We start from the raw sequence: 18,337 nt of genomic DNA, 5'->3' as shown, positions 1-18,337 counted from the left end.
GGCCCCCACCAGCTTGGGGGCGAGGAACAGGGCGAGCGCATCCGCCAGGTGCTCGCGCAGGAGCGTGCCGTACATCCCCGCCCCGCCCTCCACCAGCACGTGGTTGAGCCCCTCCTTCGCCACGCGGCGCAGGACGGCCTTCAGGTCCACGCGGTCCTGCTTCGCGCGCACGTGCCAGACCTCAACCCCCTGCGCGAGGAAGCGCCGCGCCCGGCGCCCCTCCGGATCCTCCAGCGTGGCCACCACGGTGCGCGCGGCGCTGCGCAGGTTGAAGACGGTGTGCCCGGGCGACAGCTTGAGGTGCGAGTCCACCACCACGCGCACCGGGTCCTTGCCCCCGCCGCCGGGCAGCCGGGTGGTGAGCTGCGGGTCGTCCATGCGCACGGTGTTCGCGCCCACGAGGATGGCGTCCACCTGGTCGCGAAGCCGGTGCACCCAGGCGCGCGAGGCCTCGCCCGTCACCCAGCGGGAGTCACCGCTCGGCGCCGCGATCTTCCCGTCCAGCGTCACCGCGGCCTTGAGCGTCACCCACGGCAGGCCCGTGCGCATGACCTTGAAGAAGGGCCGGTTGAGCGCGTCCGCCTCGTCCTGGAGGACGTGCGTCACCACCGCCACGCCGCCGCGCTTGAGCCGGTTGAGCCCCTTGCCGCTCACCAGCGGGTTCGGATCCGACGACGCGCTGAACACGCGCCGCACGCCGGCCTCCAGCACCGCGAGGCTGCACGGCGGGGTGCGCCCGTAGTGGTCGCACGGCTCCAGCGTCGTGTAGAGGTCCGCGCCGCGCGCCTTGGAGCCGGCGGCCTCCAGCGCCACGACTTCGGCGTGCGCCGTGCCGGCCTTCTTGTGGTGGCCGCGCGCGATGATGCGGCCGCCCTTCACCAGCACCGCCCCCACCACGGGGTTGGGACTGGTGCGGCCCAGGCCCTTGGCGGCCTCCTCCAGCGCGATGCGCATGAAGAACTCGGCCACCGCGCGGTCGAAGTCCGCCGCGCGCTTCGCCCGGGGCGTCTTCGCAGCCTGCAACCGTCCCCGCGTGAGCAAGCGCATACCGCCCTTCCTAACCGTCCTTGGGCGGAGTCGAAGGCGGCTTCGCCTTGCGCTCGCGCTCCTGGTCCTCGAGCAGGTCCTTCAGCTCATGCATGAACTCGGAGATGTCCCGGAAGCTGCGGTACACGGACGCGAAGCGCACGTAGGCCACCTCGTCGAGTTGCTGCAACCGCCGCATCACCTGCTCGCCAATGGAGGACGAGGGCACTTCCTTCTCCCCCATCCCCTGGAGCATCCGCTCGATGTCCTCCACCGTCTCTTCCAACTGCGCGGCGGACACCGGGCGCTTCTCGCAGGCCTTCTTCAAGCCGTTGAGCATCTTCTCCCGGTCGAACGCCTCGCGCCGCCCGTCCTTCTTCACGATGAGCGGGTAGAGCTCCTCCACCCGCTCGTACGTGGTGAAGCGTCGCTTGCAGGCCAGGCACTCGCGGCGCCGTCGGATGACGGAGCCCTCATGCGACTCTCGCGAGTCGATGACCTTGTTCTCCGCGTCCTGGCAGAAGGGGCAGCGCACGGGCGGGTTACTTCAACCGCGAGGCGTACAGCGGGAAGCCCTGGCTCAATTCCTTCACCTGGCCGCGCACCCGCGCGAGCCCCGCGTCGTCCTGGGCGCTGTCCAGCGCCTGCCCGATGAGCCGGCCCACCACCGCCATCTCCGCCTCGCGCATGCCGCGCGTGGTGATGGCGGGCGTGCCCACCCGGACGCCGGAGGTCACCATCGGCTTCTCCGGGTCGAAGGGGATCATGTTCTTGTTCACGGTGATGCCCGCCTTGCCGAGCACCTCCTCGGCCACCTTGCCATTGAGCTTCTTCGGGCGCAGGTCCACCAGCATCAGGTGGTTGTCCGTGCCGCCCGAGCACAGCCGCAGGCCCGCGGACTTCAGCGCCTCCGCCAGCGCCTGGGCGTTGGCGACGATCTGCTTCTGGTACGCCTTGAACTCCGGCGTCAGCGCTTCCTTGAAGGCCACCGCCTTGCCCGCGATGGCGTGCATCAACGGGCCGCCCTGGATGCCGGGGAAGATCTGGCTGTTGATGCTCTTGGCGAAGGCTTCGCGGCTCAGCACCATGCCGCCGCGCGGCCCCCGCAGCGTCTTGTGCGTGGTGGTGGTGACGATTTCGGCGAAGGGCACCGGCGACGGGTGCACGCCCGCGGCGACGAGGCCCGCGATGTGGGCCATGTCCACCAGCATGGAGGCGCCCACCTTGTCGGCGATCTCCCGGAACTTCGCGAAGTCGAGCGTGCGCGGGTAGGCGCTCGCGCCCACCACCAGCACCTTCGGCTTGTGCTCCAGCGCCAGCGCCTCCACCTGGGCGAAGTCGATGGTCTCCGTGTCGCGCGTCAGGCCGTAGTGGACGACCTTGTAGAGCTTGCCGGAGAAGTTGAACGCCGCGCCGTGGGTGAGGTGGCCGCCGGAGTTCAGGTCCAGCGACAGCATGGTGTCGCCGGTCTTCATCAGCGCCATGAAGGCGCCCATGTTGGCCTGGCTGCCGGAGTGCGCCTGCACGTTGGCGGCCTCCGCGCCGAACAGCTCCTTCGCGCGGTTGATGGCCAGCGTCTCCGCCACGTCCACGACTTCGCAGCCGCCGTAGTAGCGCTTGCCGGGGTAGCCTTCGGCGTACTTGTTGGTGAGCACGGAGCCCACCGCCTCCATCACCGCGGGGCTGACGAAGTTCTCCGAGGCGATGAGCTCCAGGCCCTCTTCCTGACGCTCGGTCTCCTGACGGAGCACCTGGGCGATTTCAGGGTCCACCTGGGCCAGCGTGCGGGTGTTCTCCATGGGGGTTGCCTCCTGGCGACGAACGGGGACAGCGGTGGGACGTCGGACTTCAGCGCTGCTGCGCTTCGACGTCGCGAATCTTCTGGACGCGCTTCTCGTGACGGCCGCCCTCGAAGGCGGTGGAGAGGAAGGCCTCCAGGATGCCTCGCGCCACGCCAGCGCCGACCACGCGCTGGCCCAGGCACAGCACGTTGGCGTCGTTGTGCGCGCGGGTCATCCGCGCCTCGAACTCCGTGGTGCACAGGGCCGCGCGCACGCCCCGGTGCTTGTTGGCCACGATGCTCATGCCGATGCCGGTGCCGCACACCAGCACGCCCAGCGTGCCGGCCTCCGCCACCACGGCCCGCGCCACCTGCGAGGCGAAGTCCGGGTAGTCCACGGACTCGCGCGTGTGGGGGCCCAGGTCCTCGAACGCGGCGCCGCGCTCCTTCAGCAGGGCCACCAGCTCCTGGCGCAGCTCGATGCCGGCGTGGTCCGAGGCGAGGATGACTTTCAAGACGGACTCCGAAGCGGCGCCCGCTCTGGAGGGCGGGGCCTGGAAGCGAGGGCCCCTGCCCGCCGCCCCGCTTTCGCGGGAGCAGCGGGCTGGAAGGCCGTCAGGCGAAGCGCTTGAACACCAACACCGCGTTGGTGCCACCAAAGCCGAACGAGTTGCTCATCACCGCGTCCACCCGGGCCTCGCGCGCCGTGTTGGGCACGTAGTCCAGGTCGCAGTCGGGGTCCGGCGTCGTCTGGTTGATGGTGGGCGGCAGGACGTTGTGCGTGAGCACCCGCACGCTCACCACCGCCTCCGCGCCACCGGCCGCGCCGAGCATGTGGCCCGTCATGGACTTGGTGGACGACACCGCCAGCTTGCGCGCGTGGGCGCCGAACACGACCTTGAGGGCCTTGGTCTCGTTGGCGTCGTTGAACTGCGTGGAGGTGCCGTGGGCGTTGATGTAGCCCACCTCCTCCGGCCGCATGCCCGCGGACTGGAGCGCCAGCCGCATGCAGCGCGCCGCGCCCTCGCCCTCCGGGGCGGGCTGGGTGACGTGGTAGGCGTCCGAGTTGGCGCCGTAGCCCACCACTTCCGCGAGGATGTTGGCGCCGCGCTTCTTCGCGGCCTCCATCTCCTCCAGGATGACGATGCCCGCGCCCTCGCCCATCACGAACCCGTCGCGGTCCTTGTCGAAAGGACGGCTGGAGCCCGCCGGGTCGTCATTGCGCGTGGACAGGGCCTTCATCACGGAGAAGCCGCCCAGGCCCAGCGGAGTGATGGCCGCCTCCGCGCCGCCCGCGATGGCCGCGTCCGTCTCACCCAGGCGGATGGACTTCCAGGCCTCGCCGATGGCGTGCGCGCTGGTGGCGCACGCGGACACCGGGGCCCAGTTGGGGCCCTTGCAGTTGTAGCGCATGGAGATGAGCCCAGGCGCCATGTTGACGATCATCTGGATGATGAAGAAGGGCGACAGCCGGTCAAACCCCTTCTCCAGCCCCTTGCGGTGCTGCTCCTCCAGCGAGGAGATGCCTCCGATGCCGGAGCCCACGATGACGCCCACGCGCTCCGGGTTGTAGCCGTGGGGAGCGTCCGGGCCGATGGGCAGGCCCGACTCCTTCACCGCCATGTCGGCCGCGGCCATCGCGTACTGGGCGAACAGGTCCATCCGGCGCACCTCGCGCCTGTCGATGAACTGCTCGGGCTGGAAGTCCTTCACCTCGCCCGCGATGCGCGCGTCGATCTTCCCCGGATCGAAACGGGTGACCGGACCGATGCCGGATTGGCCGGCCAGCAGGGCCTGCCAGTTCTTCTCGGTGCCGGTTCCCAGCGCTGAAATCATGCCGGTTCCGGTGATGACGACTCGACGGTTTGACACTTTTCTTCTCCGCTGACCGCGATGGGGCGCGGAGCGCCAGTGGAAAGGACGCTCCCAGTGGCCCCGACACTCCGGGTGTCGCGGCTGCTACTTCTTGTGGGTGTTCACGTAGTTCACGGCGTCGCCGACGGTCTTGATGTTCTCCGCCTCGTCGTCGGGAATCTCGACCTCGAACTCCTCCTCCATCGCCATCACGAGCTCGACGATGTCGAGGCTGTCCGCGCCCAGGTCTTCGATGAAGGAGGACGCGAGCGTGATCTCATCCTCTCCCACCCCGAGCTGGTCGGCGATGATGGACTTGATCTTGGCTTCGATGGGTGAAGTCGACATAAGTGTGGGACCCTCCAGCAACCAGATGGGGCGCCGCCTTGACTCGGGCGGGCCGTCTTAAAGGCCGGCGCGGTATATCCCACGCCCGGCGGCAATCCAACCTTGGCTTACATGTACATGCCACCGTTGACCTTCAGGACCTCGCCGGTGATGTAGGACGCCGCATCACTCGCGAGGAACACCACGGCCCCGGCGACCTCCTCCGGGTTGCCCAGGCGGGCCAGCGGGATGCCCGACACCATCTTCTGGCGCAGCTCGTCGTCCAGGTGCGACGTCATGTCCGTCCCGATGAATCCGGGAGATACGGCATTGACCCGGATGTTGCGGCTGGCGAGCTCCTTGGCCACCGACTTGGTCAGGCCGATAAGCCCCGCCTTGGAGGCCGAGTAGGCGGCCTGCCCCGGGTTGCCCATCTCCCCCACGACCGAGGTGAGGTTGATGATGGCGCCGCTCTTCTGCTTCATCATGGGCCGGCTGACAGCGCGAATCAGGGCGAAGGCGCCCTTGAGATTGGTGTCCAGCTGGCGGTCCCAGTCCTCGTCCTTGTGGCGCATGACCAGCCCGTCCACCGCGACGCCCGCGTTGTTCACGAGCACGTCCAGCCGCCCGTGCGCCTTGAGGATTCCCTCCACGGCGCTCGTGCACGCGGCGGTGTCCGCCACGTCGAAGCGGACGGCCTCCGCCTTCGCGCCCGCCTGCTGGAGGAGCCCCACGGTCTCCTGGGCGGCTGCCTCGTTGCCCACGTAGCTGATGACCACGGTGGACGCACCCGCCTTCGCGAAGGCCTGCGCGCACGCCCGGCCGATGCCGCGCGAGCCACCCGTCACCAGCACCACCTTGTCCTTGAAGCCGCTCATGCTGCCCCCAGCGCGGCGAGCACCTTCTCCAGGCTCGCGGCGTTCTCGACGTTGAACGATTCGATGTCCCTGGTGATCCGCTTGATGAGGCCGCCCAGCACCTTGCCCGGCCCCAGCTCCACCACGTGCGTGACGCCGTTGGCCTTCAGCGCCTCCACGCATTCAATCCAGCGCACGGGCGCGCTCACCTGGGCGAGAAGGAGCGGCACCACGCGCCCGACATCCGAGTAGGGCTGGGCCTCCACGTTGCTCACCACGGGGACGCGCGGCGCCTGCAGGCGCACGCCCGCGAGCACCTCCGCGAGCTTCGGCTTCACCGGATCCATCAGCGCGCAGTGGAAGGGCGCGGAGACGGGCAGCGGCATCACCCGCTTGGCCCCGGCCTCCTTGCACTTGACGCCCGCGCGCTCCACCGCGGCCGCGTGGCCGGCGATGACCGTCTGCTCGGGCGAGTTGTAGTTGGCGGGCGATACAATCTGCCCTTCCGCCGCGGCGTCACAGGCGGCCTTCACCGCGTCCGGCGCCAGGCCCAGGATGGCCGCCATCGCGCCCACGCCCGCGGGCACCGCGTCCTGCATGAACGTGCCGCGCGCGCGCACTGCCCGCGCCGCGTCCTGGAGCTCCATCGCGCCGGCGGCCACGAGCGCGGAGTACTCCCCCAGCGAGTGGCCCGCGACGAACGCGGGGGCCGGGCCGCGCTTCTGGAACACCGCGTGAACCGCGGCCGACACCGTGAGGATGGCCGGCTGGGTGTTGGCGGTGAGCTTCAGCGCGTCCTCCGGGCCCGTGAAGCAGGTGGTGGAGAGCTTCTCGCCCAGCGCGTCGTCCACGGCGTCGAAGACGGCCCGCGCTTCGGGGAACTGCTCGTAGAGGTCCTTGCCCATCCCCACGGCCTGGCTGCCCTGCCCGGGAAACACGAACGCGACCTTCGCCATGTTGCGGTCCTTCCTTGTGTCGTCCTGCCTACCAGCGCACCACCGCGCTACCCCACGCCATGCCCGCGCCAATGGCCATCATCGCGATGACGTCACCGCGCTTGATGCGGCCAGCGCGCCAAGCCTCGTCCAGCGACATCGGCAGCGAGGCGGACGACGTGTTGCCGTACTTGTGCAGGTTGAGCCAGCATTTTTCCCGCGGAATCTCCAGACGCTCCAGCACGGCTTCCAGGATTCGCAGGTTGGCCTGATGCGCGATGACGTGATCCACCTGCCCCGGCGTCATCCCATGGGCCCCCAACGACGTCTGGGTGGATTCCACCAGCGAGCGCACCGCGAAGCGGAACACCTCTTTCCCGTTCATCTTGAGCTTGTGGAGATTTGCATCCACGTTGTCCGAAGTGACGGGGGTGCGCGAGCCTCCCGCGGGGATGCAGAGGATGTCCGCCAGCGTGCCATCGGTACGCAGGTGGGTGGAGAGGATGCCGCGCGGCGCCACGTTCTCCGGGCCGCCCGCGGAGCTTGCGTCCTCCTCGGAGTCGGAGCCCGCGCCCAGCACCAGCGCGCCCGCGCCGTCCCCGAAGAGGACGCAGGTGTTGCGGTCGGTCCAGTCCACCGCGCGGGAGAGCACGTCCGCGCCCACGACGAGGGCCCGCTTCACCTGCCCCGTGCGCACGAATTGATCCGCCACGCTCAGGGCGTACAGGGCCCCGGCGCACGCGGCGGACACGTCGAAGGCGAAGGCCTTGCGCGCGCCCAGCTTCGCCTGCACCAGGGCGGCGCACGACGGCATGGGCATGTCCGCGGTGACGGTGCCCACGACGATGAGGTCCACGTCCTCCGGGGCCACGCCCGCCATCTCCAGCGCCTGACGGGACGCCTGCACCGCGAGGTCGCTCGTGGCCTCGTCCGGCGCGGCCTGACGGCGCTCCTGGATGCCGGTGCGCTCGCGGATCCACGCGTCGGACGTGTCGACGAGCTGCTCCAGGTCCTGGTTCGTCACGACCCGCGCGGGGGCATAGGAACCGGTTCCGAGTATCTGGGTACGTGGCAAGAGTTTTCTCCGGGAGTCGTCGAAACCCAACGCCCGGGCCACGCGCTCTAATCGGGAACCTCTTCCGTCTCGTGCTTCCTTCCCCTCGGGTGGGGAGGAAGCCAGGAGGCGGCGTTGGCAATGCAGCGCGTCAGTTCCTCCTGTACGCCCGCGCGCACGTGCTGCAGCGCGGTGACGAGGGCGTTGTGGATGGCGCGGGGGGACGACCGGCCGTGGGCGACGATGCCCACCCCCTGGAGGCCCAGGAGCGGCGCGCCGCCGTACTCGGCGTAGTCCATGACGCGGCGCAGGCCCGCCAGGGTGGGCTTGAGGAGCAGCGCCCCCAGCTTCTCCGGCAGGCCGCCGCGCTTCTCGATGGCCTGACGCAAGAGGCCCGTGATGCCCATGCCCACGCCCTCGGAGGTCTTGAGGACGATGTTGCCGGTGAAGCCATCGGTGACGACGACCTCCACGTCGCCGGAGAACAGGTCCTTGCCCTCCACGTAGCCCACGAACTCCAGGTCCGAGCGGCGCAGGAGCGCGCTGGCGTCCCGCGTGAGCTGGGTGCCCTTGGAGGGCTCCTCGCCGTTGGAGAGCACCGCCACGCGGGGGCGCTTCACGCCCAGGCGGGTGCGCAGGTAGGCCTCGCCGAGCACGGCGAACTGGGCCAGGTGGGAAGGGCGGCAGTCCACGTTGGCGCCCGCGTCCAGCAGCAGGCAGCGGCCGTTGCCCTTGAGGGCCGGGAAGAGGGCCGCGATGGCGGGGCGCTCCACGCCGGGAATCCGGCCGAGCGTCAACATGCCACCGGCCATCACCGCGCCGGAGTTGCCTGCGGAGACCAGGGCGGACGCCTCCCCTTGCCGGACGAGCGCGAAGCCCACCCGGAGCGAGGAGTCCCGCTTGCGTCGGAACGCGGCGGAGGCGGGGTCGTCCATCTCCACCACTTCGGACGCATGGTGGAGCTGGACGTTGGCGGGAGCACCGGCGCGCTCCAGGACGGGGCGTACACGCATGGCGTCCCCGACCAGCACGAGTTCGTGCCCGGGATACGCTCGCGCGAACAGCACGCCTCCCTCCACGACGGCGTCAGGGGCGTGGTCGCCACCCATCGCGTCGAGGACGAGCCGCACCGGCGTCATCCGCCTTTCAGCTACTCCGCGGCGGTCGCGATGACTTCACGGCCCCCGTAGTTGCCACAGGCCGCGCAGGCGCGGTGCGGCATCACGGGCTCCTTGCACTTGGAGCACTTGATGACCTGCACGGCGATCCGCAGGTTGTTGTTGCCCGCCCGACGACGGTCCCGGCGCATCTTCGACGTCCGCTTCTTGGGAACTCCCACGACTCACCTCGGCATCGGACCCGTCCCCCCTCGCGCCTTGCAAGGGGCATAGGGACCGTCAGTTCAGCTTGATGTTCATCAGCGGCGACAGTCGAGGGTCGGAGACCTTCGGCGAGCAGCCGCACTTCGTATCATTGAGGTTCTGGCCGCACTGCGAGCAGAGCCCCTGGCAGTCATCCCGGCAGACCGCGCTCATCGGGAGGGCGAGCAATACCTGTTCTCGGACGATCGGATCCAGATCGATCTTCTTTCCGTCGAACACCTGCTCATCCGTATCGTTGAGTTCGAAGGTGCCGCCCGACTCGCCCTGGGCGCGCTCCTTCTTCTCCATGACCTTCTCGTCGTCGTCCTTGAAGTCATCTCCCCGGGCCAGCGACTCCGGCACCAGGTTGATGGTGAAGGACACCGGCAGGTCCATCTTCACGTCGGTGAGGCAGCGCTTGCAGGGAACCGTCACGTTGAGCGTGAAGCTGCCCTGCAGCAGCACACCGCCACTGAGCTTGCGCAGGGAGGCATGGAGCGTCGACGGTTGGGTCGCCTGGAAGCCGGTGTCATGACCCGACGCCGCGCCACCCAGGACCTCCGACAGGAGCCCAAGAGCGATGGGCTCGTCGAGCTTCAGCCCCGCGTCTTTGATTTGTTCAATCTTTACGAGCATCTACAAGGCTTCCCGTCAAAAGGGCGCGCAACATAGAGGGACTCCCCCCGTCAGTCAACACGCCGGATTTCACTGCGGCCTCCAGACGGAACCCGCCTCCCGTCGCTGACGGAGGGCCTTCATCGCATGGATCCCTTCAACACCGCTCTGGTAGGTTTCCATTTGATGCGCGTCCCCGCCCGAGGTTGGCGGGGCGCACTCTGCGTCGCGGGGCTCGGGCTGACGCTCGCCCTGCCGGCGCAGGCCCGTGCGCCCCTTCCCCCGCTCCCCCTCTTCCAGCTGGGCCCGGCGAGTCCCGCCATCGGCGAGGCGAAGGCGCTGCTGGAGGCCGGCCGCTTCCAGGAGACGCTGGACGTGGTGCAGCGCGGGCTGGATGCGCCCGACGTCACGGACGACGAGCTGGTGGAGCTCTACCGCCTGCAGGGGCTCACCGCCCTCTACCTGGGCGACGAGGCCCTGGCGCGCGGGGCCTACGAGAAGCTGCTCCAGGCCCGGCCGGACTTCGAGCTGCCGCGCTCCGCGCCCCCGAAGATTCGCGCCCTGTTCGCGAAGCTGAAGGAGGACCTGCGCAACCGCCGCGTCCACCCCGTCACCCTGGAGGTGGATCCCATCCCGGACCCCACGCCCGGGGAGACGGTCGAGGTGGAGGCCACCCTCAAGGACATGGCGCTGGGCGCGCGGGCGCGGCTGTTCTACCGGCGCGCGGGGGCCCAGGCCTTCTCGTCGGTGGACTTCACCCGCGACCGCGCCCGGCCCGAGCACTACCGCGCCGTGCTGCCCGCCTACGAGCTGCCCGCCGAGAGCACTCCCTATGAGGTCGAGTACTACTTCGAGGTCGCGGACGCGGCCCAGCGGCGGCTCGCCGGACGCGGGGACCCGTTCCATCCCCTCCTCTTCCAGGTGGTGCCCCGCGCCGCCCCCACCGCCGCGCTGACGCAAGGACAGGGCCGCCCCTGGTACAAGAGTCCCTGGGTCTGGGTGGCCGTGGGCGCGGTGGCCATTGGCGGCACCGCGGGCGTGGTGGCCCTGTCTTCTTCCGAGGAGCGCGGCCGGGTGCCCATCACCATCCGCGTGGAGGACGCCGCTCCATGAGCCTCCGGGAGAGCCTGCGCCTGCTGCTGTGGTGCTGGGGGGCCGTGCTCGCCGGCTGTGGACCCCAGGCCGCTTCGGACGCCGCGTCGCTGGGGCTGGAGGTGACCTTGAGCCGCGCCGTCGCCAGCCAGGTGGGCGCCTACCAGGTGGCAGTGCTGAAGGAGGGAGCCCGGCGCAGCTGCACCGAGCTGCAGCGCACCTGTCTGTCCGCCCAGGTGGAGCCGGACGAGCTCCTGGACCTGCGGGACGTGGACGGCAGGTCGGGACGCACGCTGCGCTTTCCCTCGGCCCCCGGGGGCGCGGAGCTGGGGCTGGCCGTGGATGTTCCGGTGGGCCGCGACTACGCGCTCGTCATCGAAGCGCTTTCCACCGACACGCCGACCCGCTTCCTGGGCAGCTCGTGCAACTACCTGCGCGAGGTGAACGCCGGCACCAACGCGGCGGTGGTGGCGGCCCCCATCGAGCTGACTGTCGGGGACTGTGATCCGGTGTTTCCGCGCTGAAGGCAGGGCCGCAGCCCTCCTGCTCGTTGAAGGGGGGAGGCGGGCAGGCACGGCGCGCGGATGTCACATGGTTGTCCCGAGCGGGCCGGAACGAATCTGTTACGGGACGCCACGCATTCCATCCCCCTCGCGGGAGCAACCTTCATGGCGCGCATCCTCATCATCGAGGACGAGCAGGACCTGGCCGGCCTCGTCGACTACAACCTCCGCGCGGCGGGCTTCGAGACCGACACGGCGAACACCGGCGCGGGAGGCCTCGCCCGGGCCCGCGCGCAGCCTCCGGACCTGGTGCTGCTGGACCTGATGCTGCCGGACGTGGCGGGCGGCGAGGTGCTGCGCATGCTCAAGAACGACCCGGAGCTCAAGAAGGCCGCGGTCGTCATCGTCAGCGCCAAGGGCCAGGAGGCCGACCGCATCCAGGGCCTGGAGCTGGGCGCGGACGACTACGTGGTGAAGCCCTTCTCCGTGCGCGAACTGCTCCTGCGCGTGAAGGCCGTGCTGCGCCGCGCGGACGCGGAGGAAGGGCCCGCCGCCGTGCTGGGCGCGGGTGACATCAGCCTGGACACGTCGCGCCACCAGGTGCGCGTCAAGGGCGAGGAGGTGGTGCTCACCGCGCTGGAGTTCCGCCTGCTGCGCACGCTCCTGGAGCGCAGCGACCGCGTGCAGACGCGCGAGGTGCTGCTGTCCGACGTCTGGGGCATCCAGGCGGAGATCCACACCCGCACCGTGGACACGCACATCAAGCGCCTGCGTGAGAAGCTGGGCCCCGCGGGCGACATCATCGAGACCGTGCGCGGCGTGGGCTACAAGCTCAGCCCTCCCTGAAAACCGCCATGCCCCTGCGCTCCACGCTCCTGGCCCTGCTGGTCCCCGCCCTCCTCGTGTCGGGGCTGCTCGTGCTCTTCGGACACCCGGCGGGCGCACTCGCCGCGGGGCTCATCACGCTCGCGGGCTCCGCGCTGGCGCTCGGGACGAGCCGCGTGGCGATGGACCGCCAGCTGCGCGCCCTGACCCAGAAGACGCAGTCGCTGGCCGAAGGGGTGATGCTCCTGCCCCCCGCTGGCGTGGAGCGCACCGACGACCTGGCCCAGCTGGAAGACGCCATCGACACGCTGGATGACCGGCTGTCCACGCGCAACGCGGCGCTCAACCAGGAGGCCCGCATCCTCACCGCCGTGCTGGACGGCATGGCCGAGGGCCTGTGGGTGACGGACGCGGAGGGCACCGTGGTGCGTCACAACGACGCGCTCGCGGAGATGCTCCGGCCCGCGCAGGGCGCCATCGTGGGCCAGCGGCCGCTCGCGCTGATCCGCAACGAGGCCCTCAATGACGCAGTGGCCCGCGCCTGCCAGGAGGGTGCTTCGACGCGGTTGGAGCTGACACTCGAGGGCCTGTTCTCCCGCACGCTGGCAGTGCGGGTGACCCCTGTGGGGCGCGACCTGCCTGGCAGCGCCGCCGTCTTCCACGACGTCACCGAGCTGCGAAGGCTGGAGAAGGTCCGCAAGGACTTCGTCGCCAACGTCTCCCATGAGCTGCGCACGCCCATCACCGCCATCCGGGGCTACGCGGAGACGCTCCAGGGCGGCGCGCTGAACGATGCCCAGGCGGCGCCCCGGATGGTGGAGATCATCCACCGCCAGTCCGAGCGCCTCTCCGAGCTGGTGGAGGACCTGCTGGAGCTGTCGCGCCTGGAGTCGCGCGAGATGACCTTCCAGCGCACCGAGGTGCCCCTGGCGCTGGCCGTGTCACGCGCCGCGGAAGGCGTGCGCCCCAAGGCCGAGGGCAAGAACCAGCACCTCGGCCTCCACGTCCCGCCGGAGCTCGTCGCGCTGGGTGATGGCCGCGCCATCGAGCAGGTGCTCCTCAACCTCCTCGACAACGCGGTGAAGTACACGCCCGCGGGTGGGCGGGTGGACGTGGACGGAGCGTATGAGGGCGGCCGCTGCGTCGTCCGCGTGCGCGACACAGGCGTGGGAATCGAGCCCAAGCATCTTTCCCGGATTTTCGAGCGATTCTACCGGGTGGACAAGGGTCGCAGCCGGGACATGGGGGGCACGGGGCTGGGCCTTTCCATCGTGAAGCACCTGATGGGCGCGATGGATGGCGAGGTGAAGGTGGAGAGTCAGCCGAACACGGGCAGCACCTTCGTCATTTTTCTACCCCCAGCGGCTGGCCCGACGGCGCCGACGGGCTAGGATGGGGGCGGCCATGCGGGTCGCCATCCTCGCGGACATTCACGGAAACCTTCCGGCCTGCGAGGCCGTGCTGGACGACATCACCAAATCGGTGGCGCCGGATTACATCGTCGCGGCCGGAGACCTGGCCCTGCGCGGCGCCCATCCGCGCGAGACGGTGGAGCTGCTCTTCAGCCGCTGTAACGCGCTCATCATGGGCAACACGGACGCGTACCTCGCCGGCAACTACCTGGGCGGCGCGTACCGCGAGCGGGACCACTGGAAGACGGAGCTGTTGCGCTGGACGCGCGACCAGCTGGGCGAACCGCTGCTCCAGCAACTGGGACAGATGCCCTTCTCGCTGCGCTACACGCCGCGCAAGGGGCAGGACCTGTTCATCTGCCACGCCAACCCGCGCAACCTGGAAGAGTCGTTGGACCCCACGCTGGACGACCACGCCGTGCGCCGCTTCTTCACGCACCTGGACGCGGCCGCGTGCGCCTTCGGCCACCTGCACTTCCCCTACCGGCGGCGCGTGGGCCGGATGCTCATCGCGGACGTGGCCAGCGCTGGCATCCCGCGCGACGGCGACCTGCGCCCCGCCTACGGCGTCTTCACCTTCACGCCCAAGGGCTGGCGCGTGCAGATCCGCCGCGTGCGCTACCCGGTGCGCAAGGCCACCCAGGCCCTCACCGCGCGCCGCGTGCCCGGCGGACCGCTGCTCATCCACAAGCTCGTGGAGGCGCGCTACCGCCACCACAACGCCCTGATGGAGGCCGCGCGGCGGCACTCCGGGCTGCCGCCGCCGGGCCCCGTGCTGCGTCCACCGCCCGGTGCCCCCGGCTCCGCGCGGCCGGCCGTCGCCGCGCCCTTCGAGAACGGCCCGCCGTCCGAGGTCGACCCGTCCACGCTGCCCACCGACATGGACGGCACGGTGACGGGCGCGGCGCCGCTGCCGCTCGACGCGCTCAACGACCTGGACGGGTGAGCCTTCCGCCCACCGGGTGCGTGCGCGTGGGAACGGGCCCGTCCGGGAATGGACAGGCACGCCACCGCTTCTGACGGACAGCGGGCGCTTCGTTCCGCGAATCGCGTCCTCGGGCCCGCACGCACAGGTGCGGACCGGCGCCGTCAGCCTTAGCAACCAGGAGGCGCCGACGCGGGCGACGACATTCACGAGGGAGGGGACATGGTCTGGTGGACGGTCGGACTGTCGGTGGTCGCGGTAACGCTGGCCACGGAAGGGGCTCCTCCTCCCGCCTCCGAGCCGCCCGCGCTGAGCGCGCCCGCCGCGCCCTTCTGCGAGGGCGAGTACGCGGACAGCTACAGCGCGCTGTCGCCGCGGGCCCGCGCCTTCGAGCAGTCGGTGAAGAAGAAGTACACGTACTGCGTGCGCAGCACCGCCGTGTACGAGTGCCTGTCCTACGGCGCGGAGGGCAACGTGCGGCGCTCGCGCACGCCGGTGTCCGCGCACGGCACCGCGTTCGCGTACCGGCAGCAGGCCGGGGACACGCTGCTGCTCACCAACGAGCACGTCGTGGAGTGGCCGGACGTCACCAGCGACGCGCACCCGGTGGACGGCGTGCCCTCCGGCTGCAAGCGCGTGAAGGACGCGCTCTCCATCGTGGAGAACGAGGCGGACGCGTACGACCGCGACGACATCCCGCTGTCCACGGCGGTGGTGGATCCGCAGCTGGACCTGGCCGTCCTCAAGTCGAAGGCCCCGCTGACGGTGCTGCCGTGGAAGGTGGGCCGGAGCGCCGCCCTGCGCGAGCGCGACGTGGTGGACGTGCGCGGCTTCCCCCTGGGCGTCTTCAACGCCACCAACATGGGCAAGGTCATCTCCGCCTACGACCGCGACGAGTACAAGGACTGGTACCACGACGACTTCGTCATCGACGCGCTGCTGTCGCAGGGCAACTCGGGCTCGCCCGTGCTCGCCATCTCCTGCAAGACGGGCGAGTTCGAGCTGGTGGGCGTCTACCACGCGGGCTACTCGCGCGGCAGCGCGCTCAACGTCGTGGTGGGGATTGATCAGGCGCGCGACCTGATGAACAACCTGCGCCGCACGCCCAAGCGCACCGAAGGCACCACGCCCCTGGACGCGCTGGCCCGCGCCCGCGTGGCGAAGCGCGCGGAGGTGTCCGCCACGCCCTTCTTCCCCTTCGGCTCGCGCATCGCGGCGGTGTTCCCTCGCGCGGACGGCACGCTGCTCTTCGCGCTGTACGGCCAGGACTTCCCGCGCCGCGTGCACCCGCTCGTCGTGCTGGAGGACCTGCCCGCGGGCTCGGCGGACGACGGCTTCGGTCGCGCGGGGCGAGTCTGGTTCGGGGGCGAGCGCGGCCTGCTCGAGCGCCCGCGCGCGGAACAGGACGCGGAGCTGCAACAGCAACTGGCCCGACTGCTGGAGGCGCTGCGCCGGGACGCCACGCTCGCGTTCTCCTACCAGGACTCGCTGCCCTCCTCCGACGAGTCCCGCCAGACCTTCGACACGTCCGCCCGCCTCAACAAGACGCTGGAGCGGACCATCGTCGCGCACCGCGACCTGAGTGACGCCGCCGCCGAGCTGGCGGACCGCTTCGCGCCGGACGTCACCGAGTCCGCGACCCGGACCGAGTCCGTGCTCAAGAACCCGCCGCCTCCCGGCATCCACCTGGGCCTCGCCTCCGAACCGCGAGGGGGCGCCCCGGCAGCCGTGCCACCGCAGCGTGACTCCAGCGCGCGCCAGCCCGCACGCACACCAGGGAGCGAGGCTCCGTCGCGCCGGTAGCCCGTCCGTAGACCTGTCGGACAGTCGGACAGGTTCGCGGGCTGGATGCACGGGTCCGGGAAGGCCCTCCGCGCCTTCCAACATTGGACAAGTGTGGAGGCCATGCCCGAACCCGCAGCAGGTGCCGTCCATCCCGACCTGAGGACAGGTGAGCCCTCGCCCTGGTTGCGGCGGATCCTCCGGGGCCTGCTGGGACAGGAGCGGCGCTTCTGGGTGCTGGTGGTGGGCGTGGGGCTCATCTCCGGACTGGGCGCGGTGGCGCTCCTGGCCGTCCTTCGCTTCACCCAGCACCTGTTCTGGCAGAGCAACACCGAGCACTTCCTCGAAGGCGCGCTCGCCTCGCCGGGCTGGCGCCGGTTCCTCGTGCCGGTGCTGGGCGGCGCGCTGGTGACGCTGGTGTCCCTGCTGGTGGGACAGCCCCTGCGCGGCCACGGCACCGCGGGCATCATCGAATCCATCTGGGTGAAGTCCGGCCGGCTGCCCTTCCCCCGCGCGCTGCTGCGCGGCTTCGTCTCCATCATCGCGGTGGCGCTGGGGGCGCCCCTGGGCCGCGAAGGCGCGCTCCTCCAGACGGGCGCGGCCAGCGGTTCGGCGCTGTCCGGGTGGCTGCGGCTGGGGCCGGGACAGGCGCGGGTCCTCGTCGCTTGCGGCGCTTCGGCGGGCATCGCGTCCGCGTACAACGTCCCCATCGGCGCGGCCCTCTTCGGGCTGGAGGTGCTGCTGGGCAGCTTCGCGCTGGAGCTCTTCGGCCCCATCGTCGTGTCGTGCGTGGTGGCGACGCTCGTGTCGCGCACCCTCATCGCGGATCACCCCAGCTACGTCATCCCCCACTACGCGCTCATCCACCCGCGCGAGCTGCTGCTGGCCCTCCTCCTGGGCGTGCTCGTGGGCGGGGCCTCCGCGCTCTACGTGCGGGGCATCAACGTCACCTCGGACCTGCTGGACCGCGTGCCCGCGTGGCTCGCGCCCTTCATGCCGCTCGTGGCGATGACGCTGGTGGGCGCCACCGCGCTCGCGGGGCCGTACCTCCTGGGCAACGGCTACGACTCCGTGAACATGGCCCTGCACGGGACGCTGCCCCTGACGCTGCTGCTCCTCCTGCCGCTCGCGAAGCTGGCGGTGACGTCGCTGTGCGCGGGCGCGGGCGTGCCGGGCGGACTCTTCACCCCGTCCCTCTTCTTCGGCGCGCTGCTGGGCGGCGCGTTCGGCATGGTGGTGGAGCGGGTGCTGCCGGGCGGAGTGCCCAGCGGGGCGTACGCGCTGCTCGGCATGGGCGCGGTGCTGGCCGGCACCACGCACGCGTCGGTGTCCGCGGTGCTGATGATCTTCGAGATGACGGGCGACTACGACCTCATCCTGCCCTTGATGCTCGCCGCGGTGGTGGCCGCCGTCGTCAGCCGCCGCCTGGAGCCGGAGTCGCTCTACACCTCCGTGCTCGTGCGCCGCGACGTGCGCGTGCCGGCCTCCGTGCCGCACTGGCTGCGCGAGGAAGGCGTGCGTTCGCTGCTGTCGCCCATCACGCAGCGGGTGCCGCCCTCCGCCCCCTTCGACGAGGTGGTGGTGCTGCTCCTGGAGCAACCGCCGGGCGCGGACCTGTACGTCACCGACACGGAGGGGCGCCTGTTGGGCGTCATCACCCTGGACGCGCTCAAGGGCCACCTGCCGGACCACTCGCTGCTCCAGGCCACCGTGGCGGCGGACGTGATGGACAGCGGCGTACAGCCCATCACCCCTGACCTGTCGCTCGCGGAGGTGGCCTCGCGGTTCGGCCACACGCTGTTGGAGCGGCTGCCCGTGGTGGACAGCGGCCGGCGCCTGCTGGGCTCGCTCTCCAAGGGCGACCTCCTCAAGCGGGGGCGCTTCTAGATGGAGCCCCGGGCGCGCGCGTGGAGCATCGTCGCGATGAGCGTCCTGTGCGGGGTGCTGGTCTACGTGCTGCTGCGCTCCCCGCCCCACGTGCGGCAACAC

At 70.6% G+C, this 18,337-nt stretch carries 19 protein-coding genes; 7 read left to right on the top strand and 12 right to left on the bottom strand.

The window, feature by feature from the left end; genetic code table 11:
* The 12 genes from ribD to D7V93_RS16160 form a co-directional block, all read right to left on the bottom strand.
* Positions 1–1,047, bottom strand: a 1,047-nt coding sequence (gene ribD, locus D7V93_RS16215) for a bifunctional diaminohydroxyphosphoribosylaminopyrimidine deaminase/5-amino-6-(5-phosphoribosylamino)uracil reductase RibD (RefSeq protein ID WP_120644272.1), incomplete at its 3' end; no start/stop codon positions are given.
* 10 nt (positions 1,048–1,057) lie between these two features.
* Positions 1,058–1,561, bottom strand: a complete 504-nt coding sequence (nrdR, locus tag D7V93_RS16210; RefSeq protein ID WP_120644271.1) for a transcriptional regulator NrdR — start codon at positions 1,559–1,561, stop codon at positions 1,058–1,060.
* 7 nt (positions 1,562–1,568) lie between these two features.
* Positions 1,569–2,825: a serine hydroxymethyltransferase gene (gene glyA, locus D7V93_RS16205; protein WP_120613336.1), complete on the bottom strand. Its 1,257-nt coding sequence runs from the start codon at positions 2,823–2,825 to the stop codon at positions 1,569–1,571.
* Positions 2,826–2,874: 49 nt separating this feature from the next.
* Positions 2,875–3,321: a ribose 5-phosphate isomerase B gene (gene rpiB, locus D7V93_RS16200; protein WP_120644270.1), complete on the bottom strand. Its 447-nt coding sequence runs from the start codon at positions 3,319–3,321 to the stop codon at positions 2,875–2,877.
* 100 nt (positions 3,322–3,421) lie between these two features.
* Entirely contained in the window at positions 3,422–4,678 is a 1,257-nt protein-coding gene (fabF, locus tag D7V93_RS16195; RefSeq protein WP_120644269.1) for a beta-ketoacyl-ACP synthase II, read from the bottom strand.
* An 87-nt stretch (positions 4,679–4,765) separates the two neighbouring features.
* Positions 4,766–5,008, bottom strand: a complete 243-nt coding sequence (gene acpP / locus D7V93_RS16190) for an acyl carrier protein (protein ID WP_120613333.1) — start codon at positions 5,006–5,008, stop codon at positions 4,766–4,768.
* 107 nt (positions 5,009–5,115) lie between these two features.
* The gene (gene fabG / locus D7V93_RS16185; protein ID WP_120644268.1) at positions 5,116–5,865 is read right to left on the bottom strand and encodes a 3-oxoacyl-[acyl-carrier-protein] reductase; all 750 of its coding nucleotides are present in this window, start codon (positions 5,863–5,865) and stop codon (positions 5,116–5,118) included.
* The gene (gene fabD, locus D7V93_RS16180) at positions 5,862–6,800 is read right to left on the bottom strand and encodes an ACP S-malonyltransferase (RefSeq protein WP_120644267.1); all 939 of its coding nucleotides are present in this window, start codon (positions 6,798–6,800) and stop codon (positions 5,862–5,864) included. The genes fabG and fabD overlap by 4 nt, the downstream gene beginning before the upstream one ends.
* 28 nt (positions 6,801–6,828) lie before the next feature.
* Complete coding sequence (locus D7V93_RS16175) at positions 6,829–7,896, bottom strand: beta-ketoacyl-ACP synthase III (RefSeq protein WP_279636920.1); 1,068 nt, start codon at positions 7,894–7,896, stop codon at positions 6,829–6,831.
* 5 nt (positions 7,897–7,901) lie between these two features.
* Positions 7,902–8,963: a phosphate acyltransferase PlsX gene (gene plsX, locus D7V93_RS16170; RefSeq protein ID WP_120644275.1), complete on the bottom strand. Its 1,062-nt coding sequence runs from the start codon at positions 8,961–8,963 to the stop codon at positions 7,902–7,904.
* A gap of 20 nt (positions 8,964–8,983) precedes the next feature.
* Entirely contained in the window at positions 8,984–9,172 is a 189-nt protein-coding gene (gene rpmF / locus D7V93_RS16165; RefSeq protein ID WP_120533847.1) for a 50S ribosomal protein L32, read from the bottom strand.
* 58 nt (positions 9,173–9,230) lie between these two features.
* Complete coding sequence (locus tag D7V93_RS16160) at positions 9,231–9,830, bottom strand: YceD family protein (RefSeq protein ID WP_120644265.1); 600 nt, start codon at positions 9,828–9,830, stop codon at positions 9,231–9,233.
* Positions 9,831–9,995: 165 nt separating this feature from the next.
* Between D7V93_RS16160 and D7V93_RS16155 the strand changes: the two genes are divergently transcribed.
* The 7 genes from D7V93_RS16155 to D7V93_RS16125 all read left to right on the top strand — a co-directional run bounded on the left by D7V93_RS16155 (position 9,996) and on the right by D7V93_RS16125 (position 18,235).
* Positions 9,996–10,922 carry a hypothetical protein gene (locus D7V93_RS16155; RefSeq protein ID WP_244237339.1) on the top strand — a complete coding sequence of 309 codons (927 nt, stop codon included), beginning with the start codon at positions 9,996–9,998 and terminating at the stop codon, positions 10,920–10,922.
* The gene (locus D7V93_RS16150; protein WP_120644264.1) at positions 10,919–11,425 is read left to right on the top strand and encodes a hypothetical protein; all 507 of its coding nucleotides are present in this window, start codon (positions 10,919–10,921) and stop codon (positions 11,423–11,425) included. Before D7V93_RS16155 ends, D7V93_RS16150 begins: the two co-directional genes overlap by 4 nt.
* A gap of 144 nt (positions 11,426–11,569) precedes the next feature.
* Complete coding sequence (locus D7V93_RS16145) at positions 11,570–12,250, top strand: winged helix-turn-helix domain-containing protein (RefSeq protein ID WP_120644263.1); 681 nt, start codon at positions 11,570–11,572, stop codon at positions 12,248–12,250.
* Between the two features lie 8 nt (positions 12,251–12,258).
* Complete coding sequence (locus D7V93_RS16140) at positions 12,259–13,620, top strand: sensor histidine kinase (protein ID WP_120644262.1); 1,362 nt, start codon at positions 12,259–12,261, stop codon at positions 13,618–13,620.
* A 13-nt stretch (positions 13,621–13,633) separates the two neighbouring features.
* Positions 13,634–14,587, top strand: a complete 954-nt coding sequence (locus tag D7V93_RS16135; RefSeq protein ID WP_120644261.1) for a metallophosphoesterase family protein — start codon at positions 13,634–13,636, stop codon at positions 14,585–14,587.
* Between the two features lie 201 nt (positions 14,588–14,788).
* A complete protein-coding gene (locus tag D7V93_RS16130; RefSeq protein WP_120644260.1) occupies positions 14,789–16,369 on the top strand; it encodes a S1C family serine protease in 1,581 nt (526 codons plus the stop codon).
* A 102-nt stretch (positions 16,370–16,471) separates the two neighbouring features.
* Entirely contained in the window at positions 16,472–18,235 is a 1,764-nt protein-coding gene (locus D7V93_RS16125; protein ID WP_120644273.1) for a chloride channel protein, read from the top strand.
* The last annotated feature ends 102 nt before the right edge of the window (positions 18,236–18,337 follow it).

Origin of the sequence: Corallococcus llansteffanensis (assembly GCF_003612055.1) — a bacterium.
Classification (GTDB): Bacteria; Myxococcota; Myxococcia; order Myxococcales; family Myxococcaceae; genus Corallococcus; species Corallococcus llansteffanensis.
Note: the sequence above shows the minus strand (reverse complement) of the source record. Positions and strands in the feature narration are given on the sequence as shown.